This window comes from Pseudomonas sp. CFBP 13710, from assembly GCF_014842235.1.
Classification (GTDB): Bacteria; Pseudomonadota; Gammaproteobacteria; order Pseudomonadales; family Pseudomonadaceae; genus Aquipseudomonas; species Aquipseudomonas baltica.
Genome location: NZ_JACYVJ010000008.1, coordinates 102,092 through 127,251, shown reverse-complemented (window position 1 = coordinate 127,251; position 25,160 = coordinate 102,092). Strand labels below are relative to the sequence as shown.

Genomic DNA, 25,160 nt, shown 5'->3' with positions numbered 1-25,160 from the left:
TCTGCGCGGTCGTGCTAGCTGCCGAAGCCTGCCGTGGTGCGCAGCCGACCCTCGATACGCCGCTTCAGCCCGCGGCTTTCGATGACCATCCGCGAGCCCTTGCTCTGGTTGGCCCGACCCCAGTCTTCCAGCAGCTCCAGGCATGAGTGGTCGATGTAGTTCAACCCGGCCAGTGGCACATGCACGGTCGTACCCTCCGGAATGCTCGCCAGGGCCTTGGTCAGGGCCGGTACCTTGAGAAAGGTCGCCGAGCCCACCATGCGCAATTCCACTTCACCCGGTGCCTGGTCGATCAGGGTGATCTTCAGACGTGCCGCCTTGAAGGCCAGCTTCAGCAAGGTCAGGGCGAAACCCAGCAGCACACCGGTGAGCAGGTCGGTGAAGACGATTGCCAGCGCCGTGGCCGCGTAGGTAAACATCGGCATCCGGCCGTAGCGGCCCAGGCCCTTGAAGGCCTTGAAGTCGACCAGCTTGACGCCGGTGAAGACCAGCACGCCCGCCAGGCTAGCGACCGGGATGCTTTGCAGCAGGCTGGACAGCAAAACCACGAACCCCAGCAGCCAGACACCGTGCAGGATCGCCGACATGCGTGTCTGTGCGCCGGCCTGGACATTGGCCGAGCTGCGCACGATCACGCCGGTCATGGGCAGCGCGCCCAGAATGCCGCAGAGCATGTTGCCTACACCTTGTGCCGACAGCTCGCGGTCGAAATCCGAACGCTGGCCGTTGTGCATGCGGTCGACCGCTGCTGCCGAGAGCAGGGTTTCGGCACTGGCGATGAAGGCCACGGCGATCGCGGCGATGAGCAGGGCAGGATCGGCCAGGTTGAGCAGGTCTGCCGGGCGTAGCCAGTCGATGGCTTCCGCCAGGTTCGCCGGCACTTCGACACGCTTGACCGGCATCGCGAAGAACAGGCTGAGGCCCGTCGCCAGGCCTACACCGAGCAAGGCACCGGGCACGAAGCGCAGTTTTTGCGGGCGCAGCTTTTCCCACGCATACATCACGGCAATGGTCAGCAGGCCCAGCAAGCCAGCCTGCCAGCCCAGCCCGCCACCGATGCTGGGGATGGCCTGGCCGACCACGGCGGGAAATTCGATCAGGTTGCTCAAGCCCGAGGGTTGCGGCGCCCGGTCGAGCATTACATGCACCTGGGACAGCACGATCAGTACGCCGATGCCGGCGAGCATGCCGTAGACCACTGCCGGTGCGGTGACGCGGAACCAGCAGCCGAGCTTGAAGCGCCCGGCCAACAGTTGCAGCAGGCCGGCCAGCAGCAGGATCGGCCCGAGCATGGCCATGCCATGCTGGCGAACCAGCTCGAAGACCAACACCGCCAGGCCGGCGGCGGGACCACTGACCTGCAACGGCGACCCGGCCAGGAATCCGACCACGATACCGCCGATGATGCCGGTGATCAGGCCTTTGGAAGGCGGCATTCCCGAGGCGATGGCGATACCCATGCACAACGGCAGCGCAACCAGAAACACCACGACCGAGGCGAGCAACTCGCGCGGCAACACTGCTTTCATCTGTGCAATATTCACGTTCAATCTCCTGCAAGCATTCAGGCGAGCCGGGCCGCACTTTTCGACAGGCAGCAGCGTGCCTGCCCAATCCCCTGCGGCCCAGCCAACGCGGCTGGGTACAAGTGGATTCGGCAAGCGAACGATGAGGTGTGCTGTCGACAGATTACGGCCAGGCGGGCCCTGTCATACGAATGACGCGGCTACCTAGAACCGGCCCTTGGGCGTCGCGCTCGGGGTCGTAGTCATTCTGTCGAGGGGACGGAAGCAGTCCTGTTCGGCGTCGTAGGCCTTGATCTCGCTGGTTTCGATGTTGTAGATCCAACCGTGGATGAACAACTGGCCGCTGGCCATGCGCGAGGCTACCGATGGGTGCGTGCGCAGGTGCTGCAGCTGGGAAATAACGTTTTCTTCGGTCAGCACTTTCATGCTTTCGGCTTCGTTGGCGCAGTTGCAGTTGTCTTCGACGACCGTGCGGGCCACTTCCGAATGGCGCAGCCAGGCCTTGACCGTTGGCATCTTTTCAAGCGAAGCCGGGTTGAGCACGGCACGCATGGCGCCGCAGTCGGAGTGGCCGCAGACGATGACGTGCTGCACGCCCAGCGCCAGGATGGCGTATTCAAGCGCTGTGGAAACGCCGCCGTTCATTTGCCCGTAGGGTGGCACGACGTTACCGACGTTGCGGGTGACGAACAGGTCGCCGGGGGAGCTTTGGGTGATCAGTTCAGGGACGATTCGCGAGTCTGCACAGGTGATGAACATGGCCCGTGGCGCTTGCGCAGTGGCAAGCTTCTTGAACAATTCCTGTTGCTGGGGGAAGACGTCATGATGGAAATGCAGGAAGCCGTCGACGATCTGCTTCAGGGAGGCTTCAGCCGTATCGGCATGGCTCGGTGTAGGATCCTTGTCGCTCATGATTCATCCTCTTGCTGGATTTGAGATGGTTCCCAGTTTACCGGGTAAAAATTCCCACAGCTCATGGCTGGATGAGACGATTCACACAGGATTATGACTCGTGAGTCATTTGTCACTAACCCTACCGGTGAAAACTTAACTGAACCTGAATCGAGGCGTCTATTGCGCGGGGATGAGGGTTGTCGAGACGATGAACGGTGTTACAGGAGCACGCGGTCCCTGTAGCAGCGGCGCAAGCCGCGTCAGGCGTCACCGCGTTTTCCCAGATGCACCACATGGACCGCCGACGCGGCTCGCGCCGCTGCTACAGGGATCATGCGATCCGCAACCACGGTGCAAGCCGCTCCGGTGTCGGCTGTAGCAGCGGCGCAAGCCGCGTCATGAGGGCATACGGTGCAGCTGGCGGTTCAACGCACCAGGCAGGGACGCTTGTTGTCGAACTGCCAACCCGAGATCAGGTATTGCATGGCGATGCCGTCATCGCGCGCGCCGAGGCCCTTGGCCTTGTACAGCTCGTGGGCCTTGGCCACTTCGTCCATGTCGATGTCCACGCCCAGCCCCGGTTTGGCCGGCACCTTGACGAAGCCATCGACGATCTGCAGCGGCTCTTTGGTCAGACGCTGGCCGTCCTGCCAGATCCAGTGCGTGTCGATCGCGGTGATCTCACCCGGCGCCGCAGCCGCCACCTGGGTGAACATGGCCAGGGAAATGTCGAAATGATTGTTGGAGTGCGAGCCCCAGGTCAGCCCCCAGTCGTTGCACATCTGCGCCACCCGCACCGACCCCTGCATGGTCCAGAAATGTGGGTCGGCCAGCGGGATGTCCACCGACTGCAGCTGAATGGCATGGCCCATCTCGCGCCAATCGGTGGCAATCATGTTGGTGGCGGTGGGCAGGCCGGTGGCACGGCGGAACTCGGCCATGACTTCACGCCCCGAGTAGCCGTTCTCCGCGCCGCATGGGTCCTCGGCGTAGGCCAGCACATGGTGCTGGTCACGGCACAGGCCGATCGCCTCCTTCAATGACCAGGCACCGTTGGGGTCCAGGGTGATGCGCGCCTCGGGGAAGCGCTCGGCCAGTGCCGTCACCGCCTCGATCTCCTCGGCACCGCGCAGCACGCCACCCTTGAGCTTGAAGTCATTGAAGCCGTACTTGGCCTTGGCCGCTTCGGCCAATCGCACGACCGCCTCGGGGGTCATTGCCTTTTCATGGCGCAGGCGGCTCCAGTCGTCGCCGGCGTCCGGCTCGCTGCGGTAGGCCAGGTCGGTCTGACCACGATCACCGACGTAGAACAGGTAGCCCAGCATCTTCACGGCGTCGCGCTGCTGGCCTTCACCCAGCAGCGCCGCCACTGGCACCTCGAGAAACTGCCCGAGCAGGTCGAGCAGGGCGGCTTCCATGGCCGTCACGGCATGAATGGTGATGCGCAGGTCGAAGGTCTGCAGGCCCCGCCCGGCGCTGTCACGGGCGGCGAAGGTGGTGCGCATGCGGTTGAGGATCTGCTGGTACTGGCCGATGGGCTGGCCCACCACCAGGCTGCGGGCGTCTTCCAGGGTTTCACGAATGCGCTCGCCCCCAGGCACCTCGCCAACCCCGGTGTTACCCGCACTATCCTTGAGAATCACGATGTTGCGGGTGAAGAACGGGCCGTGGGCGCCGCTGAGATTGAGCAGCATGCTGTCGTGCCCGGCAACCGGGATGACTTGCAGGCTGGTGACGACAGGAGCGTTGTGCGCGGTCATATTGTTTTCCTTCTCCATGTTGTTGTCCTTGTCATTGAATCCACGCCAGGCGCCGCATGGGCCTGGCGAAAACAGTGCAGGCCGGCGTGCCCGTCAGAGCGACCGGGCCTGCGCGGGTTCGGCCAGGCCGTTGGCAGGCTTGCCGGGCTTGGGCTGGGTACGCGCGAAGAACACCACGATCGCGGCCAGCACTGAGGTACCGGCCAGGCCGTACAGCCCGCCCTGAATGGAGCCCGTGCTCTGCTCCAGAAAGCCGAAGGTGGCCGGTGCGACGAAGCCACCCAGGTTGCCCACCGAGTTGACCAGAGCGATCACCGCCGCAGCGATGCGTGCATCCAGGTACGCCTGGGGAATCGGCCAGAACAGCGACGAGGCCGACTTGAAACCGATCGCGGCGAAACACACGGCGACGAAGGCGAACACCGGCCCACCGGTGGTCGACATGAACATCCCGGCGGCGGCGATCAGCAAGGCCGTGGCCACCCACGCCTGCTGGAATTTGAACTTGCCGGACAGGGCCGCGAAGCCGTACATGGCAATGATCGAGATCAGCCAGGGTATGGAGTTGAGGAAGCCCACCTGCAGGTCGTCCAGGCCGCCCATTTTCTTGATGATGCTGGGCAGCCAGAAGGTCGCCGCATAGATGGTCAGCTGGATGCAGAAGTAGATCAGGCAGAACAGCAGGATCTGGCGATCCCTGAGCAGGGTGCCCAAGGTAGGCTTGACGGTGTGCATGGCATCACGTTCGCGCTGTTCGCGGTCAATCTCGCCCACCAGCGTGTCTTTCTCTTCCTGGGTCAGCCATTTGGCGTCGTGAACCCTGGAATCCAGCCAGAACCAGACAAAGAAGCACAACAGCACCGAGGCCAGGCCTTCGATCAGGAACATCCACTGCCAGCCGTGCATGCCCAGCCCTTCGATCTGCAACAGGGCACCGGCCAGTGGCCCGGAAATCAGCGAGGCCAGGGCCGAACCGCTGAGGAAAATCGCAATCGCCTTGCCACGCTCGACCCCAGGCAACCAGCGGGTGAAGTAGTAGATCACCCCCGGGAAGAAACCGGCTTCGGCGATCCCCAGCAGAAAGCGCAGGATGTAGAAATGGGTTTCGTTCTGAATGAACGCCATCATCGTCGCGACGATGCCCCAGGTGAACATGATCCGCGTCAGCCAGACCCGTGCGCCGACTTTCTGCAACAGCATGTTGGACGGCACTTCGAACAGGGCATAGCCGATGAAGAATAACCCGGCGCCGAATCCGTAGGCTGCCGCACCGATGCCCAGGTCATGCTCCAGGTGCGTGCGCACGAAGCCGATGTTGACCCGATCGATGTAGTTGACGATAAACATGATGACGAACAGCGGAAGTACGTGACGCTTCACTTTCGAGACGGCGCGGGCCAGGACGGCATCGCCGGTTGCAACGTTTGAATTGCTCACAATTCAAATCTCCCACTGATTGTTTTTATGCGGGTAGTGTGTGGATCGAGCGGCAGCTGTGTGCTCGGTCGGCAGACATCATACAACTCAGCATGATTCAAACTCAACGCTTATGCAGGCTTTAAGCATGCCATCCGTCGTTGTCATACATCTTGGCGAGCAGGTGGCGATGTCGATGGTCATTCCGCGAAACCCGTACCGAGCCCCGCGCAATGCCTGAGTGATACACCCAAGGTATGATCGGACTTTTCCTCGAGGGGGGCTCATCGATGTCCAAGCGACCCAACAGCCTGGCCCATGTGCTGGTCGAGGCCTTGAGCCAGCAGATCCGCCTGGGCACCTTGGCGCCAGGGGCCAAACTGCCGTCGGAGGGCGCCATCGTGGCCGAGCACGGGGTCAGCAGGACCGTGGTGCGCGAAGCTTTATCACGCTTGCAGGCGTCCGGGCTGGTGGAGGCCCGGCATGGCGTCGGCACCTTCGTGTTGCAGCGCGAGCCGGCCCATGGCCTGCGCTTGAACGTGGATACGGCGCTCAGCGTGCGCGGCATCCTGGAATTGCGCCTGGGCCTGGAAACCCAGGCGGCGGCTTTGGCGGCCAAGCGTCGTAGCGACGCTCAACTGGAACGCATGCGCAAGGCGCTGGATGACTATCAACGCTCGCTGGCCAACAACGACAGTTGCGTGGAGGAAGACAAACGCTTTCATCAACTGATTGCCGAGGCGACCGGCAATACGTATTTCACCGACATCATGCAGCACCTGGGCGATGCGATGATCCCGCGCACTCGTCTGAATGCGCTGGAGAAAGGTGACGCCGATCTGTCCCAGCTAGGGCAGTTGGCGAACCTCGAGCATGAAGCGATCTACCAGGCCATTCGCAAGCAGGATGCCGACGCGGCGCGGGCGGCGATGTGGCTGCATTTGAGCAACAGCCGTGATCGTTTCAATGCCGATTGAAGGGGACACCTTTTTACTGAAGGGTGTCAGTGAGGCCCTTTCGCGGGCAGAGACCCGCTCCCACAAGGATGGTCACCCATTCACATACCTGTGGGAGCGGGGCGGGCGGCGAGCCCTCTGTCCGCGAAGAGGCCGGCTGCCTCGATCAATGGCTGGTGGACTGGCCCAGGTCATCGCCGGAAGTGTGTTTCATGTCGTCACCGCGCATCTGCTTGACGTCGCTGGCCGACACCGCCGAGCCCTGATTGCCCCAGCTGGTGCGGATGAAGTTCACCACGTCGGCCACTTCCTGGTCGGACAGGCGCCAGGCGAAGGCAGGCATGGTGAACGTCGACGGCGCCGTGTGCGTCGCTGGCAACGTGCCCCCGGCCAGTACGATATGGATCAACGAACTGGCATCCTCGGTCTGCAGCACCGGGTTGCCGGCCAAGGCCGGGAACACCCGGGTATAGCCCTGGCCATCGGTCCGATGACAGGCTGCGCAGTTGTCGATGTACAGCCCGGCGCCGACCTTGCTGTCGTCGCCCTTCCACAGCGCATCGGCCACGCGCGCATCGTATTCATGCGGCTTGTCGGCCCGGTCCACTGCCGGAAGCGTCTTCAGGTAGCGGGCAATTGCGGTCAGGTCTTCATGGCTCATGTACTGCATGCTGTGCTCGACTACGTCGCTCATGCCGCCGAACACCGCGCTGCGGTCGCTGCGGCCGGTGTTGAGAAACTGCACCAGTTGCTCTTCGCTCCAGCTGCCCAGGCCGTCCTTGTGATCGCCGCGCAGGCTCTTGGCGATCCAGCCTTCGAGCGGTGCGCTGCCAGCAAGAAAGTCGGCGCTGTCGGCGGCGCTCAGGGCCTTCTCCTGCATGGTGATCGCCCGCGGCGTATGGCAGGCGCCGCAGTGCCCGAGCCCTTCGACCAGATAGGCGCCGCGGCTGATCACCGGATCCGAGCCCGGCGGTGGCTGATAGGCACTGACCTTGGGCGCGAACAGACCACGCCAGATCGCCAAAGGCCAGCGCATGCTCAACGGCCAGGGAATGTCGGTGGCCTTGTTCGGCTCGGCCACCGGCGCCACCCCCTTCATGAAGTAGGCATACAGGGCCTGCATGTCGGCATCGCTGACCCGCGCATACGACGGGTAGGGCATGGCCGGGTACAGGCTGCTGCCGCTCTTGCCGATGCCGTGGCGCACGGCCTTGTCGAAGTCGTCGAAACTGTAATTGCCGATGCCGTCGCCGTGCGGCGTGATATTGGTCGAGTAGACCGTGCCGATCGGGGTTTCCATGCCCAGTCCACCCGCGAATGGCGCACCGCCCTTGGCGGTATGGCAAGCCACGCAATCACCGGCACGGGCCAGGTAGCGACCCTGCTCGATCAGGGCGTCGTCGGGCTCGGCGGCCCAGGCCGGCAGACTGGTCGACAGGCAGGCCAGCAAGGTCAACGCAGCGATCTGGATAACGTTCATCTCTGCGCTCCTTATGCCTGCACCAGCGGGCCGGGGTTCTTCAGGTACTGCTCGCGAATGGCCCGCGCCGACCAGTAGGTCAATGCCGCCACCAAGCCAGTGGGGTTGTAGCCAAGGCCCTGAGGAAAGGCCGAGGCGCCTGGAACGAACACGTTAGGCACATCCCAGCACTGCAGATAGCGGTTGATCGCGCTGGTCTTGGGGTCGGTGCCCATGATCGCGCCGCCGTTGAGGTGGGTGGTCTGGTAGGAGGCAGTGTTGAAATGCTCGCCGACCTTCTTGCCGAGCAGGGCAATGGCCTTGGGGTTCATGGCCTGGGCGACCTTGCTCATTTTCTCGACCATGAAGCGGTTCATCTTGATGTCGTTTTCCTGCCAGTCGAAGGTCATGCGCAGCAACGGCAGGCCATAGGCATCGCGGTACACCGGGTCCAGGTCCAGGTAGTTGCCGCGATAGGACTGATGGGCGCCGTGGGCATCCATCGACACCTGATGGGTGTAGTAGTCGGCAGTGGCCTTCTTCCAGGCACTGCCCCAGGCAGGCGTACCGGGTGGATTGGCCGTGCCGGCGATGGGCCGGCTGCCGGCCTGGTTGACCCACATCGGCGAGCCGCCGACGAAGCCATGGGGGCCATGGTCGAAGTTGTCGGCGTTGAAGTCGTCGAACGCCACGCCGTTGCCACCGGCACCGATGAAGTTGTTGGTGTGGGTGTCCTTGTCGAAGAAAGCCTTGATGGTGGCCATGTTCTGATAGGCGAAATTCTTGCCGACCACACCTTCGCCGGTCTTGGGGTCGTAAGGCTGGCCGATGCCGGAGAGCAGCATCAAGCGCACGTTGTTGAACTGGAAGGCTGCGAGGATCACCAGGTCCGCCGGTTGCTCGACCTCACGGCCCTGGGCATCGACGTAGGTCACCCCGGTTGCCTTGCGCTTGCTGCTGTCCAGGTTGACCCGCAGCACGTGGGCATTGGTGCGCAGCTCGAAGGTGTCGACCTGACGCAACGCCGGCAGAATGTTCACGTTCGGTGACGCCTTGGAATACATGTAGCAGACATAGCCGCTGCAGAAGCCGCAGAAGTTGCAGGGGCCCATCTGCGCACCATAGGGGTTGGTATACGGCCCCGAGGTATTGGCCGAGGGCAGGTTGTACGGCTTGTAACCGACCTCGGCCGCAGCCTTCTGGAACAGCTGCGCCGACACGGTGTTCTTCTGCGAGGCCAGCGGGAAAGGGTTGGAACGATCCGGGGCATACGGGTTGCCACCCTTGCCTTCGCCGACACGCACCCCGTTCACCGTCCAGGCCTGACCCGAGGTGCCGAAGACTTTTTCGGCAAAATCGAAGAACGGTTCCAGCTCTTCATAGCTGACGCCGAAATCCTGGATGGTCATGTCCTTGGGAATGAACTGCTTGCCGTAGCGCTCTTCGTAGTGGCTGCGCATGCGCAGCTCGATGGGATCGACCCGGAAATGCACGCCGGACCAATGCAGGCCGGCACCGCCGACGCCTTTGCCTGGCAGAAACGCACCCAACTGACGGTTGGGCAGGGCGACGTCGTTGACGCTGTGACGGATGGTCACGGTTTCCTTGGAGATGTCCTGGAACAGCTTCTTGCGCACGCTGTAGGTCAGCTCGTCGATCACCTGTGGATAACTGCCGTCGGGGTAGGTGTCCTGCATCGGGCCGCGCTCCAGCGCGACCACGTTGAGGCCCGCCTCGGTGAGCTCCTTGGCCATGATCGCGCCGGTCCAGCCGAACCCGACGATGACCGCGTCGACCTTCTTCATTACCGTTGCCATGTCAGGCCCTCTCGCCGCGAATCGATACTGCCGGGAAAGGGTATTGCTCGTTGCGTTCCACCCAATCCATGAAATCGGCGCGGGCGCCGGGAAAACCGATCTGCGTCCAGCCGACCATGCCTTTGTTGCCACCATGCACCGGGTCGCAGAAGAAGCCTTCGCGGGTGTTCTGCAGCATCAGACTGAAAAACGCCGTAGCTGGCAATTCCTCGAAAACCAGCTCCCCTGCTTCGATCTTGCTGAGAATACGCTCCTGGGTAGCGCTGTCTTGCTCGGCAAAGCTTTTACCTGATTGAGCCTTGCACCAGGTGTCCGTGGCAGCGATGCCCAAGCGATAGATCTGCTGTGGCACCAACTGCAGCTGATAGCCCATTTGCGGCGCGGCGTCGGTGACGAATGGACCCTGCATGTACCACAGCGCGCCGGTGGCGTAGGGCGTGTTCATCTGGCGGTCGATGAATTCTGCCGCTCCGGCTTCCAGAGCACCGGGGCCCAGATCGTCCGCCGGAATCAAGCGAGCCACTGCGGCTTGGACGAACGCCCATTCTTCAGCGGTGAAAAATGACGGCTGGTAGTCGGCGGCAGGCGCGGGGGCTGGCGAGCGAGTATCGGCGTTGGCATTGGCAGTCAGGGCAGCGACGCCCAGGCCACTGCTGGCAACGGTCACCACCGGAATGAGGGTCAGGGTTTTGCGCAGAAAATCCCGGCGCGGGTTGTTTTCTTGCTCGGACATCAAGGTTCTCATCAGCTGTTCGATACGGTTTTATCGATGCGCAGCCCAGCGGTACGTGTTCGTTGCACCACGCGGCCGGAGGCGGGTGGTGCTTTGTTGAAGGCGCAGACGCGACACATTCGGCACGAAGCCAGGCGCGGCAAAATGCCGCCCTGACGGTTCAGCCGATAAATGTATCCATTTGTGACGGCAAATGAAACCGGTTTCAGCCTACCTGTGCTCAGTCTTCACCTCTGTCGTTGCCCGAACGGCTCACGTCTTGATGCTCAGATCGAGCAGCAGCGCTTCGATACCCGGCTCGCTGCCAGCGAAGCTCTCGACCAGTTCCGCAAAAGGTCGCGTCCCTCCCGATGCCAGAATCAAACGTTCGAAATCCCCGCCGACCTGACTCGAGAACAGCCCCTCACGCTTGAAGCGGGCGAACAGATGAGCGGCCAGCACCTGCGCCCAGACATAGCTGTAGTACCCGGCGGCGTAGTCGGCACCGGTGAACAGATGGGCGAAAGTGTTGAGCCAACGAACATAGGGCGGATGACGGACGATCTGCGTCTGCTCCAGCACCTGTTCGCCAATCTGCTGCGCCGACAGCGTGTCGCTGTGGCTGTGCAGGCGATAGTCGACCAGAGCGTATTCGAGTTGCCACAGCAGGGCCTGGGCACGAAAGCGCGCCTGGGCGGCGAGCGCCCGCTCGACGAAGGCGGTACCGATGGCTTCGCCGGTCCGGTGATGTCGCGACATCGATTGCAGAACTTCAGGCTGCATGGCCCAGTGCTCGAACACGCCGCTGGGCAATTCCACCGCATCTTCGGCCACGCCCTTGATGCCAGAGACGCAGCCATGGTCGATGCGGGTCAGTACATGGTGCAGCGCATGCCCCAGCTCGTGGAAGAACGTCTGGATGTCGCCCAGGCTCAGCAGGCAGGGAAACGCTGGCGTGTCGGCGGCGAAATCACACCCCACGTGGGCGATGGGCAGCTGCAGCCGACCATCGGCGAAACGGTGGCGGTCACGCAGGGCTTCCATCCAGGCACCCGCGCGTTTCTTCGGCCGAGTGTGCAGGTCCAGGTAGATATGGCCCAAGACCTGTCCCTGCTCGCTGAGTTGAATCAGGTGCACCGATGCAGGCTGGCGCGGTGCTGGCGGGCATTGCAGCCACTGCACGTCGAACAGCTGCTCGAGCAGACGCTGCAGCCCATCGAGCACCGCCTGCACGGGAAAGTACTCACGCACCTTGAGCTCTGTCACCCCATGATGGATCTGCAGGTATTTCTCCTGATAGTAATTGCAGTCCCAGGGCTGCAGCGCCGGCACTCCGAACAGCGCGGCCAGTTCCTGCAGCGGGGCGAACTCCGCCTGCGCCGCAGGGCGGACCTTGTCGATCAATTGCAGCAAGAGCTGCTCCACGTCCGCGGCCTCGTCGAACATGCGCGTGGCCTGGGCCAGCGAGGCATAGCTGCGATAGCCACCCGCTTCGGCCAGCTCGGCGCGGGCGGCAAGGATGCGTTGCAGCACCGGTCCATTGTCATAGGTTCCGGCCTGCGGGCCTTGCTCCGAAGCCTGGGTGTAGAAGGCGCGGTAAACCTGCTCGCGCAGCGCGCGGTCATGAGCCTGGCTCAATACCGCCAGCACCAGCGGCAGCTCCAGTGGCAGCCGCCAGCCCGACTGGCCGGCCTCGCGCGCGCATAGCGCCATGCTGGCAAGTACCGCGGGAGCAATGCCTGCCAGGGCGGTTTCGTTGTCGAACGCCAGGGCCCCGGCTTCGCTGGCTGCACTCAGGTTGTCGGCAAAGGTTTGGTACAACCCGGCCAGCTCCATCTGCAGACGCCCAATGCGCTTCTGGATCGACGGCTGGGTGCCTACCCCGGCCAGGCGCGAAGCACGCAACGCATGGCTCAATGCGGCCTGCTGGGTTGGATCGAAATCGAGCGCCTGCGGGCTCTGCTGCAACAGCTGCAGCACGGCATGCACGGTACGGTTGTGCTTGATGGCCAATTCATAGGCCTGTACTCGTTCGCGACAGCGCGCATAGGCGTCGATCACCGCGAGATGGTGATGGCGACTGAGCAATTGTTCGGGCTGCAGCACCGCCAGCAGGCGCTGGTGCATGTCTTCCAATGGCTTGACCAAGCCTTCCCATGTAGGTGCCGCGAGCTGCTCGGGGAGCAATTGCGCCAGCTGCCGGAGGTTGGTCTGGATCACATGCTCGATCGCCGGCTCGACGTGTTCGGCCCTGATCAAGTGGTAGGGGATCACATCGTGATGGCCCAGCAGGGGGTTTTCGGCAAGCAGGGCGGGGAGTGCAGCGAGGTGCGCAGCGGTCATGTTCGATTCCTTGAATGACGCCTGAGTGGCGCGCCAGTCTAGGAACGGGAACGAAGCATGACGTGGTAGCCGGCTATTGCCGTCGGCCTGCCCTTGCGGCAAGTCGACGGCACGCCTGGCTCAAGGCTTCTTGAGCTTGGGGTTGGGAAAGAACTGCACCGGTTGCGACGTGGGCCGGGCAACCTTGACGGCGACCTTGTTGACCCGCGTGCCCAGCTCGCTGGGCACCGACTGGCCCTGCGCGTTCAGCGTGTCGCTGTAGCCACAGGCCACGCACTCGCGATGCGGGACTTCGTCCACGCTCCACATCATCAGCTTGTCCGGCTCGCTGCAGGCCGGGCAGACGGCCCCGGCGATGAAGCGTTTCTTGGTGATCATGCTGCCGCTTCCTCGCTCAACCCGCTGTGACGCAGCAGCGCATCGATGGAGGGCTCGCGACCGCGGAAGTCGACGAACAGCACCATCGGTGCCTGCGACCCACCACGGGCCAGAATGGCTTCGCGGAACGCGCGGCCAGTGTCAGCGTTGAGCACGCCGTCTTCCTCGAACTTGCTGAACGCGTCGGCCGACAGCACTTCGGCCCACTTGTAGCTGTAGTAACCGGCCGCGTAGCCGCCGGCGAAGATGTGCGCGAAGCTGTTGGGAAAGCGGTTGTAGGCCGGTGGACGCATGACCGAAACCTCGTCGCGGACACCGTCGAGCACTTCCATCACGCTGCGGCCGTCGCCGTGGGAGGCATGCAACTCGAAGTCGAACAGCGAGAACTCGATCTGCCGGACCATCATCAAGCCGGACTGGAAGTTCTTCGCCGCCAGCATCTTCTCCAGCAGGTCCTGGGGCAATGGCTCGCCGGTTTCATAGTGACCCGAGATCAGGGCCAGGCCTTCGGGTTCCCAGCACCAGTTTTCCATGAACTGGCTGGGCAACTCGACTGCGTCCCACGCCACGCCGTTGATACCCGAGACGCCCACATGCTCGACCCGCGTCAGCAGGTGGTGCAGGCCATGGCCGAACTCGTGGAACAGGGTGGTGACTTCATCGTGGGTCAACAGCGCGGGCTTGCCGGCATCGGCCGGGGTGAAATTGCACACCAGATTGGCCACCGGGCTCTGCAACTCGCCGGCCTCGGTGCGACGCCGGTCGCGCGCGCCGTCCATCCAGGCGCCGCCGCGCTTGTTGGCGCGCGCATAGAGATCGAAGAAGAAGCGGCCCACGTGCTGGCCGTTTTCCTTGATCTCGAACAGGCGTACGTCGGGGTGCCAGGTGTCGAACCCTTTCTGCTCGGCGATCTCGATGCCGTACAGGCGCTGCACGATGGCGAACAGGCCGCCCAGCACCTTGTCGATGGGGAAGTAGGCGCGCAGCGCCTCTTGGGAAACGCTGTAGCGCTGTTCGCGCAGCTTTTCGCCATAGAAGCCGCTGTCCCAGCTTTGCAGGTCGGCACAACCCTGTTCGGCGGCGTAGGCTTTGAGCTGTTCCAGATCCTGGGCTGCGAACGGCTTGCTGCGCTGAGCCAGATCACGCAGGAAGGTCAACACCTGATCGGTCGATTCGGCCATCTTGGTGGCCAGGCTCAACTCCGAATAGCTGGCGTAGCCCAGCAGCTGCGCCAGCTCCTGGCGCAGGTCGAGGATCTCGCGCATCACCGGCGTGTTGTCGTTCTGGCCAGCATTGGGGCCTTGGTCCGACGCGCGGGTGCAGTAGGCCGCGTAGAGTTCTTCACGCAGGGCACGGTCGTGAGCGTAGGTCATGACCGCGTAGTAGCTGGGGAACTCGAGGCTGATCAGCCAGCCGTCCAGGCCCTTGGCCTGCGCCGCCGCAGCCATCTGCGCCTTGGCCGAGTCGGTCAGCCCGGCCAGGGCCGCTTCGTCGGTAACATGCTTGGTCCAGGCCTGGGTGGCATCGAGCAGCTGGTTGGAGAAACGGCTGCCCAGTTCCGAGAGCTTGCTCTGTACCTGTGCGTAGCGCTGCTGCTGATCCACCGGCAAATCGATACCGGACAGGCGGAAATCGCGCAGCGAGTGCTCCAGAATGGTCTTCTGGGCAACGTCGAAGTTCGCAGCTTCAGGACTGTTGGCCAGGGTTTCGAAAGCCTGGAACAGTTCGCGGTTCTGGCCCAGCTCGGTGGAGTAGGCACTGAGCGCTGGCAGGCACGCTTCATAGGCCTGGCGCAGTTCGGCACTGTTGCACACGGCATTGAGGTGGCTGACCGGGCTCCAGGCGGCGCCCAGGCGGTCGTTCAGCTCGTCCATGGCCAGCACCAGGCCGGCCCAGGTAGGCTGGCTGCCCTGGGTTTGCAGAATGTGGGCAATGGCCGCGCGGTTGTCGGCCAGGATCTGTTCAATCGCCGGTTGTACGTGCTCGGCACGGATCGCCGAGAACGGCGGCAGGTCGTAGGACTGCAGAAGGGGATTCGCGCTCACGGTTAAACACCTTGGCTATTGAAGAAACACTGGGACATCTTAATTACAATTGCGATTCACCGCAGCTATCGACAACACAGAGGATGCCTATCGTGGCTATTCGCACATTCCAGCAGCATACGCCGCGCCTTGGCGAACGCGCCTTCGTCGACCGCTCGGCGGTAGTCATCGGCGACGTCGAGATCGGCGCCGATAGTTCGATCTGGCCGCTGACCGTGGTGCGCGCAGACATGCACCGCATCCGCATCGGCAAGCGCACCAGCGTGCAGGATGCCAGTGTGCTGCACATCACCCATGCCGGCCCGTTCAATCCGGACGGTTTTCCGTTGCTGATCGGTGACGACGTGACCATCGGCCACAAGGTCATGCTGCATGGCTGCACCCTGGGCAATCGCATCCTGGTCGGCATGGGCAGCACGGTCATGGATGGGGCGGTGGTGGAGGACGATGTGATCATCGGCGCTGGTAGCCTGGTGCCGCCGGGCAAGCGCCTGCTCAGCGGCTTCCTGTACGTGGGCAGCCCGGCTCGGCAGGCGCGGCCGCTGACCGACAAGGAACGCGCGTTCTTCACCTACACCGCTGGCAACTACGTGAAGCTCAAGGACCAACACCTGGCCGAAGGCTTCGACAAGGACTGATTCCGTGCACTATCAAAATATCCTGTTCGACCTCGACGGCACCCTGACCGACCCGCGCGAGGGCATCACCCGCTCCATCCAGTATGCCTTGGCCAAACTGGGCATCGACGAACCCGATCTGCGCAACCTGGAGCATTTCATTGGCCCACCCCTGCTGGAGCAGTTCATGCACGCCTATGGTTTCGACGAAGCCCGCGCCTGGCAGGCAGTGAATTTCTACCGAGAGCGTTTCCGCGTTACGGGCCTGTATGAAAACCAGATCTTCGCCGGTGTCATCGCGCTGCTCGAAACATTGCAGGCGCAGGACCGGCATTTGTACATCGCCACGTCCAAACCCTGGGAGTTCGCCCGGGAAATCGCCCGCCATTTCGATTTCGCCAGGCACTTCAAGGTCATCTACGGCAGCGAGCTCGACGGCACGCGAACCGACAAGGTGCAACTGATCGCTCATATCCTCGAGCAGGAAGGGCTGCAGCCGACGCAGACCTTGATGATCGGCGACCGCAAGCATGACCTGATAGGCGCCCGCCTCAATGGCCTGGATTGCGCGGCGGTGGGCTATGGGTTCGGCTCGCGGGAAGAGCTGGTCCTGGAAAATCCGACGTATCATTTCGACACGTTGCAGGCGCTGCATGAGGCGTTTTTGCAAGGCGCGGGATGATGCGGTGAAGGCGCGGGCCTCTTCGCGGCCAGTGGCCGCTCCTACAGGGGTTCGTGCAGCGGTACAGATACCGGGTTACGCAAGGCTTCGTGTAGGAGCGGCCAGTCGCCGCTCCTACGGGGATTCGTGCAGCGGTATAGATACCGGGTTACGCAAGGCTTCGTGTAGGAGCGGCCAGTGGCCGCGAAAGGGCCCGCGAAACCACTGCAAACCTCATCTGCCCAACCGATTCAACTCGGTCCTGCGCTGGTCCATCGGCAACTTGCCCAGTTTTTCCGCTTGGGCATAGAACGCGCGCCAGTCACCATTGACCTGCCGGAACAGGCCGGCGAACGCCGGCACCCATTGGTCGTACAATCCGAACGGCAGCAGCTTGGCATTGTTCATCGGCCCGTTCATCCAGGCATCGAAACGCCGGTCGCCACCCCAGCGTCCATCGCGCAACTGGCGATACTCGCGGCGCAGGTGCTCGAACTCGGCAGCCTTGCCTGCGCGCATGGCCTCGGCCGACAGCGGCTGTGCGTACAGCGCACCCAGGCGTTCGCGGGTCTCGAGCACCAGCCGGGTGAACTGCTCACGTTGTAGTGCAGGTGTGCCTGCCGCCTTTGCCAAACCGCGCCAGGCCCGCCACTGCCGAGTGCCCTCCTGCTCGACGAAGGTGGCGAAGGACTCGTTGAACTCGGTGTCGTCCTGCACATACACGCGCTGATGCGCCAGCTCATGGAAGATCAGCGTGGCCAGGCGCTCGTCGCCCCAGCCCAGCATGGTGTTGAGAATCGGATCATCGAACCAGCCCAAGGTCGAGTAGGCTTCGACGCCGCCGATGTACACATCCCGGCCCGCCAGCTTCTGCAGCGCCGCTTCGCCCCGCGCGCCGGACTGGCTGTAGTAGCCGCGGTAGGCAACGCACCCCGCGATGGGAAAGCAGTGGGTCAACGGGGCGAGGGAAAACTCGGGCGTGGCGAACACGTTCCACACCACCAGCGGCCGACCGATGTCGGCATACAGCCGATAGCTGCGGTTGTCCGGCAGGTGCAGATGCACGCTGGCGAAATCGCGAGCGGCCTGGGCACGCTGCAACTGCTCGCGCAGACGAGGATCGCGCGAGGGGTCGGCCAGGATCCGCGCCACCGGCTCACGCGCCTGCAACAGCTGCCACTGGCCCTGCATCAACTGGCCGTAATAGCCGACGCTGGTGCAACCGCTGAGCAGGAACAGCAAGCACAGGGGAACAAAAGCGCGCAAATCGCGGTCGAGTGCGGCAAGAATGGAACGACGAACAACAACGAATTCATGCATGTGGTTTTCCATGGCCAGGCCCGCCAGCGAGCAGGTGTTATCGGCGCTGACCCTGCATCTTACGATCCCATCAGGAGAATTCCATGCGCGCATTGATCATTGCTGGCTGCATGCTGGCCCTTGCCGGCTGCGCCGGTCTGCCCGACCCGGACCCCAACCAGGCCTGGATCGATCTGCAGGCCAAGGGGCACAACGCCCTGCAGGCGACGCAAGTCGACGAGCGGGAATGGGGCGACACCCGTTATTTCGAAGTCGAACCCGGCAGCCATGAGCTGACCGTGCGCTTGCAGTTCCCCGTGCAGCCGACCAACATCGGCCCAGTCCCCGCGCCGCTGTGGCGCAACTGCGAACTGAACCTCACCTATGCCGGCTTCGACGCGGGGCAGCGGTATTTCCTGGAAGCCGGCAGCGTCGGCTTTCGCCCGTGGGCCAGGCTCTACGACGAGCAGCGCAAACTGGTAGGCCAGGCGCAACCTGCGGGCTGCCAGAGCGCCTGAGCACTGGCCTGAACATGGCCACCGTCGGCGGCGACTCGCAGCGCCGACGCAAAGCTTCTAGACTCGACCTTTGTCCTGCTCACTTTCTTCCTGCAGCCAAGGAGCTTCCATGCGCGCCGTGCTCGCCCTGTTGACCCTCGCCACGCTTGCTGGCTGCGCCAATCCGCCGTTGCCGGCCGTTGACCCTGGCAAGGCCTGGATCGAGATGTTCACCACGACCGGTCGCCTGGTCATGGCAGAAAGTCTGGATGGTCGCAAACTCAATGACGGCCGCTACTTCCAGGTAGATCCCGGCAGCCATGAGCTGGAAGTGCGTTTTGACTACGAAATGTACGCCGGTGGCGGGCTGGTCAACGACCCGTTCGACCGTACCTGCTACCTGACCGTGCGCTATGACGGCTTCAAGGCAGGCCAGCGCTACCGCCTGGAGGGCAGGGCAATTGCCATGCAGGCCAGTGCCCGTCTGTACGATTCAAGCCGGGAGATTGTTGCCGAAGATCGGGCGATTCACTGCATTCCCTGAATCCAGGCGCAGCAGTGCACCACTGAATGGCAGCAGCGGATGCCGCGGGATCAGGTGTCGTTCTTCTGATAGATGATCTTGCGCGTGCCGTTGTCGCACGAACCCACCACCATGCTCGGGTCCTTGGCGTCCAGATTGTCGACGATTTCCAGCGTGTAGGACGCAACGCCTGCCGCCTGGATCTTTTTTTCGATCTCGGCCTTCAATTCTTCGCACGACACGGGTGCAGCCGACGCCGAGGTTGCCAGGACACTGCATGTCATCGCCAAAATGAATCGTTTCATGGGCAATTCTCCAGGTGAGTGAGCAGTGTACGGCAACCGGGCGCAACCCTACCTCAAGATTCCAGCTTAGCGTCCAGGGTGATCTGGGCGTTCAGCACTTTCGACACTGGGCAGCCTTCTTTGGCCTTGTTGGCCAGTTCTTCGAACTTGGCCTGGTCGATGTTGGGGATCTTCGCCGACATGGTCAGTTTGATGGCGGTGATCGCGAAACCTTCGCCTTCCTTGTCCAGCGTGACCTCGGCCGTTGTGTTGATCTGGTCTGGCGTGAAGCCTTCGCCACCCAGGATCATCGAGAAGGCCATGGAGAAGCAGCCGGCATGGGCCGCGCCGATCAATTCTTCAGGGTTGGTGCCTGGCTGGCCTTCGAAGCGGGTGTTGAAACCATAGGGATTGCTTTTCAGGGCGCCGCTTTGCGTCGAGATCTCGCCCTTGCCGGTTTTCAGATCGCCTTTCCAGACAGCCGATGCGGTTTTCTTGATGCTCATAAAGCCTCCTTGATGGGCGCGACGGGTTCGCGCGGTGACAAGTGTTCAGAGGCCACGGCGCGAGGCAAGTTCAGCGCCGTTCTGACCGCTGGCTATTGAATCCGAACCATAAGCCCATATTGATTACACACCCGGTAGCAAAGATGCGCGGGGCATCCCACCTGCCACATACCCACAGGATGCCAATGATCATGACTGGTTTGACCGATACGAAATACTCCGTCCTCGACCTTGTACCGGTGCGTGCCGACCACGGCCCGGCGCGGTCGCTGCACAACGCGCTGGACCTGGCACGCCACGCCGAAGGCTGGGGCTACAACCGTTTCTGGGTGGCCGAGCATCACAACATGGACGGGATCGCCAGCTCGGCGACCTCGGTGCTGCTGGGCTATCTGGCGGGGGGCACTTCGTCGATCCGCGTCGGCTCGGGCGGGGTGATGCTGCCCAACCATGCGCCGCTGGTGATCGCCGAGCAGTTCGGAACCTTGGAAAGCCTGTATCCGGGGCGCATCGACCTGGGCCTGGGCCGCGCGCCGGGGTCGGACCAGATGACGGCGCGCGCGTTGCGCCGTGAGCGCTCCGGCAGTGCCGACGATTTTCCCGACGACGTCCGCGAGTTGATGGCCTACCTGGGGCCACGCACTCCGGATCAGAAGGTGATTGCGGTGCCGGGCAGCGGCACCAACGTGCCGGTCTGGTTGCTGGGCTCCAGCTTGTTCAGCGCGCAGCTGGCGGGCATGTACGGCCTGCCGTACGCCTTCGCTTCGCATTTCGCGCCGCGCTACATGCATGAGGCAATCCGGGTCTATCGCGCCCACTTCCAGCCCTCCGAGGTGCTCGACAAGCCTTATGTGATGCTCGGCGTGCCCTTGGTGGCAGCCGACAGCGACGAGCACGCCGACTACCTGGCAACCTCGGTCTACCGCCGCATCCTCAACCTGATGCGTGGCCAGACTCTGGTGCAGCAGCCACCCGTGAAAAGCATGGAAGGGTTGTGGTTGCCCCATGAGAAGGCCGCGGTCGGGGACTTTCTGGGCCTGGCGATGGTGGGAGGACCGGCGAAGATCCGTGCCAAGCTGGACGTGCTGAAGGAACAGACTCAGGCAGATGAGCTGATCTTTACCTGCGATCTGTACGAGCATGCCGACCGCTTGCGGTCGTATGAGCTGTTGGCGCAGGTGATGCAGGGCTGAGTCTTGCACCGACCTGGTGTATTGCGGGGTTCGTTTCGCGGCCGCTGACCGCTCCTACAGGGGATTTCGTTTTCTGTGGGAGCGGGGGGCGGCTGTAATCTTCAGCGCTTGTAGACGATAGCCTTGGTACCGCCTTCACACGAACCGACCACCTGGAAACCGGCATCCGGAGTGACGTTGTCGACCACTTCCAAGGTGTAGCCCGACACGCCCTTGGCATCAATGTTCTTGGCGATTTCTCCCTTGAGTTCTTCACACGACTTGCCCGCAGCGAACGCGCCGCTTGCCAGGCTCAACAAACCCACAGCCAATAAAACTCGCTTCATCGCTTACATCCTTGGTCTGATAGTGCCGGTTTAAAGACAAACGGCGGGCCGCCTGGATTCAGGTCGACACGCCGGTAATGTGTTGTAACTCAACCTATGGCATTCGGCCAGTCGGAAGATTCCGTGTTTTCTGTCAGCTGTTCTGGATACGGAAGCCGACTTTGAGTGTGACCTGGAAATGCGCCACGCGACCGTCTTCGATATGGCCACGGGTTTCGGTCACTTCGAACCATTCCATTTTCTCGATGCTTTTGCTCGCTTCGGCCAACGCATTGTTGATGGCGTCTTCGATGGTGGTGGTCGAGGAACCTACCAGTTCAACCTTCTTGTACGTGTGGTGATCGCTCATGATGCTCTCCGTTAGGGTGGCTACTGAAGTGGTTGTCTACCTGTGTGGGGATTTCTGCGCTAAAAGTTCACACGCACTGCACTTTCATCTTGCAGCGCAGTCGGAATCTACACACGCTATTCACCACAATGAAGGAGAGTTACCCATGGCAATTTCGTCACGCAAAGCTTCGCTGCAGAGCATGGAAGCAGAAATCGAAAGCCTGCTCCGCTCCCTGGAAAGCCTGAAAGAAGATTCCACCGAGGAATCGCGCAAGGTGCTCAAGGCGCTGAAAGCCAACGCAGAATCCGCGCTGAGCCATTCGCGCAGCCTGATCAGCGACGCGTATGAAGAAGTGAAGGTCAAGACCAAGGAAACCGGTATTGCCACCCGTGACTACGCTCAGGAGCACCCTTGGGCCGCCGCTGGCGTAGCCGTTGGCGCGCTGGGCCTGATCGCCGCCTACCTGATGTGCAATCGCAGCAACTAATCGACCTGGCGTTCGAGCTCTTGCGCAAGCCATAGCGCCAGTTGTCGGGCGCGCCCGTCTGCGGCGCGTCGCGGGACCCAAAGTGCCAACCGCGCCGGGGTTTGCGTAAACCCCCATGGCGCGGCCAGGCGCCCGGCACGCAGGTCATCGACCACCAGCGGCTCGGGCGCGATGGCAATGCCCAGCCCGGCCACCGCTGCCTCCAGCAAATAATACAAATGCTCGAACCCCTGTCCCATGGTCAACGCCTCGGGATCCAGGCCGTTGCGCCGTGCCCAGCTGGGCCAGGCCTGTGGCCGCGATGTGGTGTGCAGCAACGAGTGCCCGAGCAAGTCGCTGGCCGCCCGACCCTGCAAAGCTTCGAGCCCTTGGAAGCGCGGGCTGAGTACCGGGCCGATACGCTCTTCGGCCAGCTCGAACACGTCCATGTCGGCGGGCCAGGGCGGCTCGGCGAACATCAGCAAGGCGTCCAGCCCGGGACGGCGGGGGTCCAGATCACCTTCGCCGGCCGAGAGGTGCAGGCGCAAATCCGGCAGCTCGCTGTTCAGCCGACCCAATCGAGGTATGAACCAGCGCGCCAGCAAGCTTCCCGAGCACCCCAGAACGAACGGTGCCTGGGCCTGGGCCTGGCTGAGCTCCGTACAGACCAGACGCAAACGCTCGAAGGCCTCGGCGCTGGCATCGCGCAGTCGAATGCCGGCATCTGTGAGTTTCAAGCCACGCCCCTGCTTGACGAACAACGCGATGCCCAGATGCTCTTCAAGCACTTTCAACTGTCTGCTCACGGCACCGTGGGTAACGCTCAGGTAGTCAGCCGCCTTGCTGACGCTGTTCAGCCGGGCAGTGGCTTCGAACGCTTTGAGGGCATTCAGCGGGGGCAGGTCACGGCTCATGGTATTGTGAGAAATCCTGACAGGTTATCGAGATCTTATCGGTTTTCTTCGATCGTTGTCGTGGGTACAGTGGCTACATCGTCATTCAATTCCCCTGGAGCTTCGCATGACCCAGACCAATCTTCGCAGTGGCCCTGACAGCAACGGCCTGTTCGGCGCCTTCGGTGGCCGCTACGTCGCCGAAACCCTGATGCCGCTGGTGCTGGAGCTGGCTCGCGAATACGAAGCCGCCAAGGCCGATCCCGAATTTCTCGAGCAGCTCGCCTACTTTCAACGCGACTACATCGGCCGGCCCAATCCGCTGTATTTCGCCGAGCGCCTGACCGAACACTGCGGCGGGGCGAAAATCTACTTCAAGCGCGAAGAGCTCAACCACACCGGCGCGCACAAGGTGAACAACTGCATCGGCCAGGTGCTGCTGGCCAAGCGCATGGGCAAGAAGCGCCTGATCGCCGAGACCGGCGCCGGCATGCACGGCGTGGCCACGGCCACGGTGGCGGCTCGATTCGGCTTGCCCTGTGTGATCTACATGGGTGCCACGGATATCGAGCGCCAGCAGGCCAACGTGTTTCGCATGAAGCTGCTGGGCGCTGAGATCGTGCCGGTCACTTCCGGTACCGGCACCTTGAAAGATGCCATGAACGACGCCTTGCGCGATTGGGTCACCAATGTCGACGACACCTTTTACCTGATTGGCACGGTGGCCGGCCCGCACCCTTACCCGGCCATGGTTCGCGACTTCCAGTCGATCATCGGCAAGGAAACCCGCGAGCAGTTGCAGGAGAAGGAAGGGCGCCTGCCCGACAGCCTGGTGGCTTGCGTAGGTGGCGGTTCCAATGCCATGGGCCTGTTCCATCCTTTCCTGGATGACAGCAGCGTGGAAATCATCGGTGTCGAAGCCGCCGGCCATGGCGTGGATTCCGGCAAGCATGCCGCCAGCCTCAACGGCGGCGTGCCCGGCGTACTGCACGGCAACCGTACCTATCTGCTGCAGGACGACGATGGGCAGATCACCGACGCGCACTCCATCTCGGCCGGCCTGGACTACCCCGGTATCGGCCCTGAACACGCTTTTCTGCATGAAATCAAGCGCGTGAACTACACCAGCATCACCGATGAAGAGGCGCTGGCCGCGTTCCACGCCACCTGCCGCCTGGAAGGCATCATCCCGGCGCTGGAAACCGCCCACGCCCTGGCCGAGGCCATGAAGCGCGCGCCAACATTGCCCGCCGACCATCTGATGGTGGTGTGCCTGTCCGGCCGCGGCGACAAGGACATGCAAACCGTCATGAGCCATATGGGCGCCCACCCGAAGGAGACACTGGCATGAGCCGCCTCGAACAACGCTTCACCGACCTCAAGGCCGAAGGCCGCGCCGCGCTGGTGACGTTCGTCACGGCGGGCGACCCAGGCTACGATGCTTCGCTGTCCATCCTCAAAGGCTTGCCGGCTGCCGGCGCCGATGTGATCGAACTGGGCATGCCCTTCACCGATCCGATGGCCGACGGCCTGGCCATCCAGCTGGCGACCCTGCGCGCGCTCAACGCCGGGCAGACGCTGGCGAAAACCTTGCAGATGGTCCGCGAATTCCGCGTCGACGACAGCACCACGCCGATCGTGCTGATGGGTTACTACAACCCGATCCACCGCTTCGGCGTCGAAGCCTTCGTGGCCCAGGCCAAGGAAGCCGGCGTCGACGGCCTGATCATCGTCGACCTGCCACCCGAGCATGATGGTGAATTGGCGACCCCGGCACAGGCCTCGGGTATCGACTTCATCCGTCTGACCACGCCAACCACCGACGATGCACGCTTGCCACGGGTACTGGAGCGCAGCTCCGGGTTCGTCTACTACGTATCGGTGGCCGGCGTGACCGGTGCCGGCTCGGCTACCACCGAGCACGTGGGCGCTGCCATAGAGCGGCTGCGTCGGCATACCGACCTGCCGATCAGCGTTGGTTTCGGCATCCGCACGCCCGACCAGGCTGCCGCCATTGCCCGCCTGGCCGATGGCGTGGTGGTCGGCTCGGCACTAGTGGACAAGATCGCCCATGCCCAGCACCACGGTCAGGCTGTGGAAGATGTGCTGTCGCTGTGCAGTCAACTGGCGCAGGGCGTACGTAAGGCTCGTGTCAGCTGAAGGTAAAGATTCCAATACAGAGGAATTAGCCTCTGGTTCACGGGACTAAACGGCAAGACCAAGGGGGATCGAACCTGTGTTCGGTGCCCCTTTTTGCT

At 62.8% G+C, this 25,160-nt stretch carries 25 protein-coding genes; 9 read left to right on the top strand and 16 right to left on the bottom strand.

The window, feature by feature from the left end; all coding sequences use genetic code 11:
• Positions 1-14: 14 nt before the first annotated feature.
• From IFT44_RS16885 to IFT44_RS16870, 4 genes are all read right to left on the bottom strand, one after another.
• Entirely contained in the window at positions 15-1,544 is a 1,530-nt protein-coding gene (locus IFT44_RS16885; protein WP_122480085.1) for a SulP family inorganic anion transporter, read from the bottom strand.
• A gap of 186 nt (positions 1,545-1,730) precedes the next feature.
• The gene (locus IFT44_RS16880; protein WP_043191935.1) at positions 1,731-2,438 is read right to left on the bottom strand and encodes a carbonic anhydrase; all 708 of its coding nucleotides are present in this window, start codon (positions 2,436-2,438) and stop codon (positions 1,731-1,733) included.
• Positions 2,439-2,845: 407 nt separating this feature from the next.
• On the bottom strand, positions 2,846-4,180 hold the full coding sequence (gudD, locus tag IFT44_RS16875; protein WP_244647050.1) for a glucarate dehydratase: 1,335 nt from the start codon (positions 4,178-4,180) through the stop codon (positions 2,846-2,848).
• Positions 4,181-4,273: 93 nt separating this feature from the next.
• On the bottom strand, positions 4,274-5,620 hold the full coding sequence (locus IFT44_RS16870) for an MFS transporter (protein ID WP_425312016.1): 1,347 nt from the start codon (positions 5,618-5,620) through the stop codon (positions 4,274-4,276).
• A gap of 266 nt (positions 5,621-5,886) precedes the next feature.
• Between IFT44_RS16870 and IFT44_RS16865 the strand changes: the two genes are divergently transcribed.
• A complete protein-coding gene (locus IFT44_RS16865) occupies positions 5,887-6,573 on the top strand; it encodes a FadR/GntR family transcriptional regulator (protein ID WP_192176266.1) in 687 nt (228 codons plus the stop codon).
• A 145-nt stretch (positions 6,574-6,718) separates the two neighbouring features.
• Here IFT44_RS16865 and IFT44_RS16860 read toward each other — a convergent pair whose 3' ends face one another.
• The 6 genes from IFT44_RS16860 to prlC form a co-directional block, all read right to left on the bottom strand.
• A complete protein-coding gene (locus tag IFT44_RS16860; protein WP_192176265.1) occupies positions 6,719-8,032 on the bottom strand; it encodes a c-type cytochrome in 1,314 nt (437 codons plus the stop codon).
• An 11-nt stretch (positions 8,033-8,043) separates the two neighbouring features.
• Positions 8,044-9,828 carry a GMC family oxidoreductase gene (locus tag IFT44_RS16855; RefSeq protein ID WP_122480080.1) on the bottom strand — a complete coding sequence of 595 codons (1,785 nt, stop codon included), beginning with the start codon at positions 9,826-9,828 and terminating at the stop codon, positions 8,044-8,046.
• Position 9,829: 1 nt separating this feature from the next.
• On the bottom strand, positions 9,830-10,561 hold the full coding sequence (locus tag IFT44_RS16850; protein ID WP_122480140.1) for a gluconate 2-dehydrogenase subunit 3 family protein: 732 nt from the start codon (positions 10,559-10,561) through the stop codon (positions 9,830-9,832).
• 252 nt (positions 10,562-10,813) lie between these two features.
• Entirely contained in the window at positions 10,814-12,883 is a 2,070-nt protein-coding gene (locus IFT44_RS16845) for a M3 family metallopeptidase (protein ID WP_192176264.1), read from the bottom strand.
• Between the two features lie 120 nt (positions 12,884-13,003).
• Positions 13,004-13,261 carry a YheV family putative zinc ribbon protein gene (locus IFT44_RS16840; RefSeq protein WP_043191945.1) on the bottom strand — a complete coding sequence of 86 codons (258 nt, stop codon included), beginning with the start codon at positions 13,259-13,261 and terminating at the stop codon, positions 13,004-13,006.
• Positions 13,258-15,306, bottom strand: a complete 2,049-nt coding sequence (prlC, locus tag IFT44_RS16835; protein WP_192176263.1) for an oligopeptidase A — start codon at positions 15,304-15,306, stop codon at positions 13,258-13,260. Before prlC ends, IFT44_RS16840 begins: the two co-directional genes overlap by 4 nt.
• A 92-nt stretch (positions 15,307-15,398) precedes the next feature.
• On the opposite strand from prlC, the gene IFT44_RS16830 reads away from it, so the two are divergent.
• Positions 15,399-15,944, top strand: a complete 546-nt coding sequence (locus tag IFT44_RS16830) for a gamma carbonic anhydrase family protein (protein ID WP_122480077.1) — start codon at positions 15,399-15,401, stop codon at positions 15,942-15,944.
• Between the two features lie 4 nt (positions 15,945-15,948).
• Positions 15,949-16,605 (top strand): HAD hydrolase-like protein, encoded by a 657-nt coding sequence (locus IFT44_RS16825; protein ID WP_192176262.1) that lies wholly within the window; start codon positions 15,949-15,951, stop codon positions 16,603-16,605.
• 213 nt (positions 16,606-16,818) lie between these two features.
• Here IFT44_RS16825 and IFT44_RS16820 read toward each other — a convergent pair whose 3' ends face one another.
• Positions 16,819-17,904 (bottom strand): aminopeptidase, encoded by a 1,086-nt coding sequence (locus tag IFT44_RS16820; RefSeq protein WP_192176261.1) that lies wholly within the window; start codon positions 17,902-17,904, stop codon positions 16,819-16,821.
• Positions 17,905-17,987: 83 nt separating this feature from the next.
• Between IFT44_RS16820 and IFT44_RS16815 the strand changes: the two genes are divergently transcribed.
• Together IFT44_RS16815 and IFT44_RS16810 are read left to right on the top strand one after the other, a co-directional pair.
• Complete coding sequence (locus IFT44_RS16815; RefSeq protein ID WP_192176260.1) at positions 17,988-18,401, top strand: PA0061/PA0062 family lipoprotein; 414 nt, start codon at positions 17,988-17,990, stop codon at positions 18,399-18,401.
• A 109-nt stretch (positions 18,402-18,510) separates the two neighbouring features.
• Positions 18,511-18,924, top strand: coding sequence for a PA0061/PA0062 family lipoprotein (locus tag IFT44_RS16810; RefSeq protein ID WP_122480073.1), 414 nt, complete (start codon positions 18,511-18,513; stop codon positions 18,922-18,924).
• A gap of 50 nt (positions 18,925-18,974) precedes the next feature.
• On the opposite strand, the gene IFT44_RS16805 is transcribed toward IFT44_RS16810, so the two are convergent.
• Both IFT44_RS16805 and IFT44_RS16800 read right to left on the bottom strand, forming a co-directional pair.
• Positions 18,975-19,208, bottom strand: a complete 234-nt coding sequence (locus IFT44_RS16805; RefSeq protein WP_122480072.1) for a DUF1161 domain-containing protein — start codon at positions 19,206-19,208, stop codon at positions 18,975-18,977.
• 53 nt (positions 19,209-19,261) lie between these two features.
• On the bottom strand, positions 19,262-19,687 hold the full coding sequence (locus tag IFT44_RS16800; RefSeq protein ID WP_122480139.1) for an OsmC family protein: 426 nt from the start codon (positions 19,685-19,687) through the stop codon (positions 19,262-19,264).
• A 197-nt stretch (positions 19,688-19,884) separates the two neighbouring features.
• Between IFT44_RS16800 and IFT44_RS16795 the strand changes: the two genes are divergently transcribed.
• Positions 19,885-20,886: an LLM class flavin-dependent oxidoreductase gene (locus IFT44_RS16795; RefSeq protein ID WP_122480138.1), complete on the top strand. Its 1,002-nt coding sequence runs from the start codon at positions 19,885-19,887 to the stop codon at positions 20,884-20,886.
• A gap of 101 nt (positions 20,887-20,987) precedes the next feature.
• On the opposite strand, the gene IFT44_RS16790 is transcribed toward IFT44_RS16795, so the two are convergent.
• Positions 20,988-21,212 carry a DUF1161 domain-containing protein gene (locus IFT44_RS16790; RefSeq protein WP_192050309.1) on the bottom strand — a complete coding sequence of 75 codons (225 nt, stop codon included), beginning with the start codon at positions 21,210-21,212 and terminating at the stop codon, positions 20,988-20,990.
• 133 nt (positions 21,213-21,345) lie between these two features.
• Positions 21,346-21,561, bottom strand: a complete 216-nt coding sequence (locus IFT44_RS16785) for a dodecin (RefSeq protein WP_043191958.1) — start codon at positions 21,559-21,561, stop codon at positions 21,346-21,348.
• 145 nt (positions 21,562-21,706) lie between these two features.
• On the opposite strand from IFT44_RS16785, the gene IFT44_RS16780 reads away from it, so the two are divergent.
• Positions 21,707-22,030, top strand: a complete 324-nt coding sequence (locus IFT44_RS16780) for a DUF883 family protein (protein WP_122480070.1) — start codon at positions 21,707-21,709, stop codon at positions 22,028-22,030.
• Here IFT44_RS16780 and IFT44_RS16775 read toward each other — a convergent pair.
• Positions 22,027-22,923 (bottom strand): LysR family transcriptional regulator, encoded by an 897-nt coding sequence (locus tag IFT44_RS16775; RefSeq protein ID WP_192176259.1) that lies wholly within the window; start codon positions 22,921-22,923, stop codon positions 22,027-22,029. The genes IFT44_RS16780 and IFT44_RS16775 overlap by 4 nt on opposite strands.
• A gap of 106 nt (positions 22,924-23,029) precedes the next feature.
• On the opposite strand from IFT44_RS16775, the gene trpB reads away from it, so the two are divergent.
• Both trpB and trpA read left to right on the top strand, forming a co-directional pair.
• The gene (gene trpB / locus IFT44_RS16770) at positions 23,030-24,253 is read left to right on the top strand and encodes a tryptophan synthase subunit beta (RefSeq protein ID WP_185794611.1); all 1,224 of its coding nucleotides are present in this window, start codon (positions 23,030-23,032) and stop codon (positions 24,251-24,253) included.
• A complete protein-coding gene (gene trpA, locus IFT44_RS16765; RefSeq protein WP_192059255.1) occupies positions 24,250-25,062 on the top strand; it encodes a tryptophan synthase subunit alpha in 813 nt (270 codons plus the stop codon). The genes trpB and trpA overlap by 4 nt, the downstream gene beginning before the upstream one ends.
• Positions 25,063-25,160: the final 98 nt, after the last annotated feature.

What these genes read in the sequence shown, in the direction of transcription:
- IFT44_RS16840 (WP_043191945.1), bottom strand. Translation starts at nt 13,261, where the DNA reads ATGATCACCAAGAAACGCTTCATCGCCGGGGCCGTCTGCCCGGCCTGC.
- trpB (WP_185794611.1), top strand. Translation starts at nt 23,030, where the DNA reads ATGACCCAGACCAATCTTCGCAGTGGCCCTGACAGCAACGGCCTGTTC.
- IFT44_RS16775 (WP_192176259.1), bottom strand. Translation starts at nt 22,923, where the DNA reads ATGAGCCGTGACCTGCCCCCGCTGAATGCCCTCAAAGCGTTCGAAGCC.
- IFT44_RS16790 (WP_192050309.1), bottom strand. Translation starts at nt 21,212, where the DNA reads ATGAAGCGAGTTTTATTGGCTGTGGGTTTGTTGAGCCTGGCAAGCGGC.
- IFT44_RS16805 (WP_122480072.1), bottom strand. Translation starts at nt 19,208, where the DNA reads ATGAAACGATTCATTTTGGCGATGACATGCAGTGTCCTGGCAACCTCG.
- IFT44_RS16820 (WP_192176261.1), bottom strand. Translation starts at nt 17,904, where the DNA reads ATGCATGAATTCGTTGTTGTTCGTCGTTCCATTCTTGCCGCACTCGAC.
- IFT44_RS16845 (WP_192176264.1), bottom strand. Translation starts at nt 12,883, where the DNA reads ATGACCGCTGCGCACCTCGCTGCACTCCCCGCCCTGCTTGCCGAAAAC.
- IFT44_RS16855 (WP_122480080.1), bottom strand. Translation starts at nt 9,828, where the DNA reads ATGGCAACGGTAATGAAGAAGGTCGACGCGGTCATCGTCGGGTTCGGC.
- IFT44_RS16795 (WP_122480138.1), top strand. Translation starts at nt 19,885, where the DNA reads ATGACTGGTTTGACCGATACGAAATACTCCGTCCTCGACCTTGTACCG.
- IFT44_RS16850 (WP_122480140.1), bottom strand. Translation starts at nt 10,561, where the DNA reads ATGTCCGAGCAAGAAAACAACCCGCGCCGGGATTTTCTGCGCAAAACC.
- IFT44_RS16865 (WP_192176266.1), top strand. Translation starts at nt 5,887, where the DNA reads ATGTCCAAGCGACCCAACAGCCTGGCCCATGTGCTGGTCGAGGCCTTG.
- IFT44_RS16785 (WP_043191958.1), bottom strand. Translation starts at nt 21,561, where the DNA reads ATGAGCGATCACCACACGTACAAGAAGGTTGAACTGGTAGGTTCCTCG.
- IFT44_RS16860 (WP_192176265.1), bottom strand. Translation starts at nt 8,032, where the DNA reads ATGAACGTTATCCAGATCGCTGCGTTGACCTTGCTGGCCTGCCTGTCG.
- IFT44_RS16810 (WP_122480073.1), top strand. Translation starts at nt 18,511, where the DNA reads ATGCGCGCCGTGCTCGCCCTGTTGACCCTCGCCACGCTTGCTGGCTGC.
- IFT44_RS16880 (WP_043191935.1), bottom strand. Translation starts at nt 2,438, where the DNA reads ATGAGCGACAAGGATCCTACACCGAGCCATGCCGATACGGCTGAAGCC.
- IFT44_RS16815 (WP_192176260.1), top strand. Translation starts at nt 17,988, where the DNA reads ATGCGCGCATTGATCATTGCTGGCTGCATGCTGGCCCTTGCCGGCTGC.
- IFT44_RS16780 (WP_122480070.1), top strand. Translation starts at nt 21,707, where the DNA reads ATGGCAATTTCGTCACGCAAAGCTTCGCTGCAGAGCATGGAAGCAGAA.
- trpA (WP_192059255.1), top strand. Translation starts at nt 24,250, where the DNA reads ATGAGCCGCCTCGAACAACGCTTCACCGACCTCAAGGCCGAAGGCCGC.
- gudD (WP_244647050.1), bottom strand. Translation starts at nt 4,180, where the DNA reads ATGACCGCGCACAACGCTCCTGTCGTCACCAGCCTGCAAGTCATCCCG.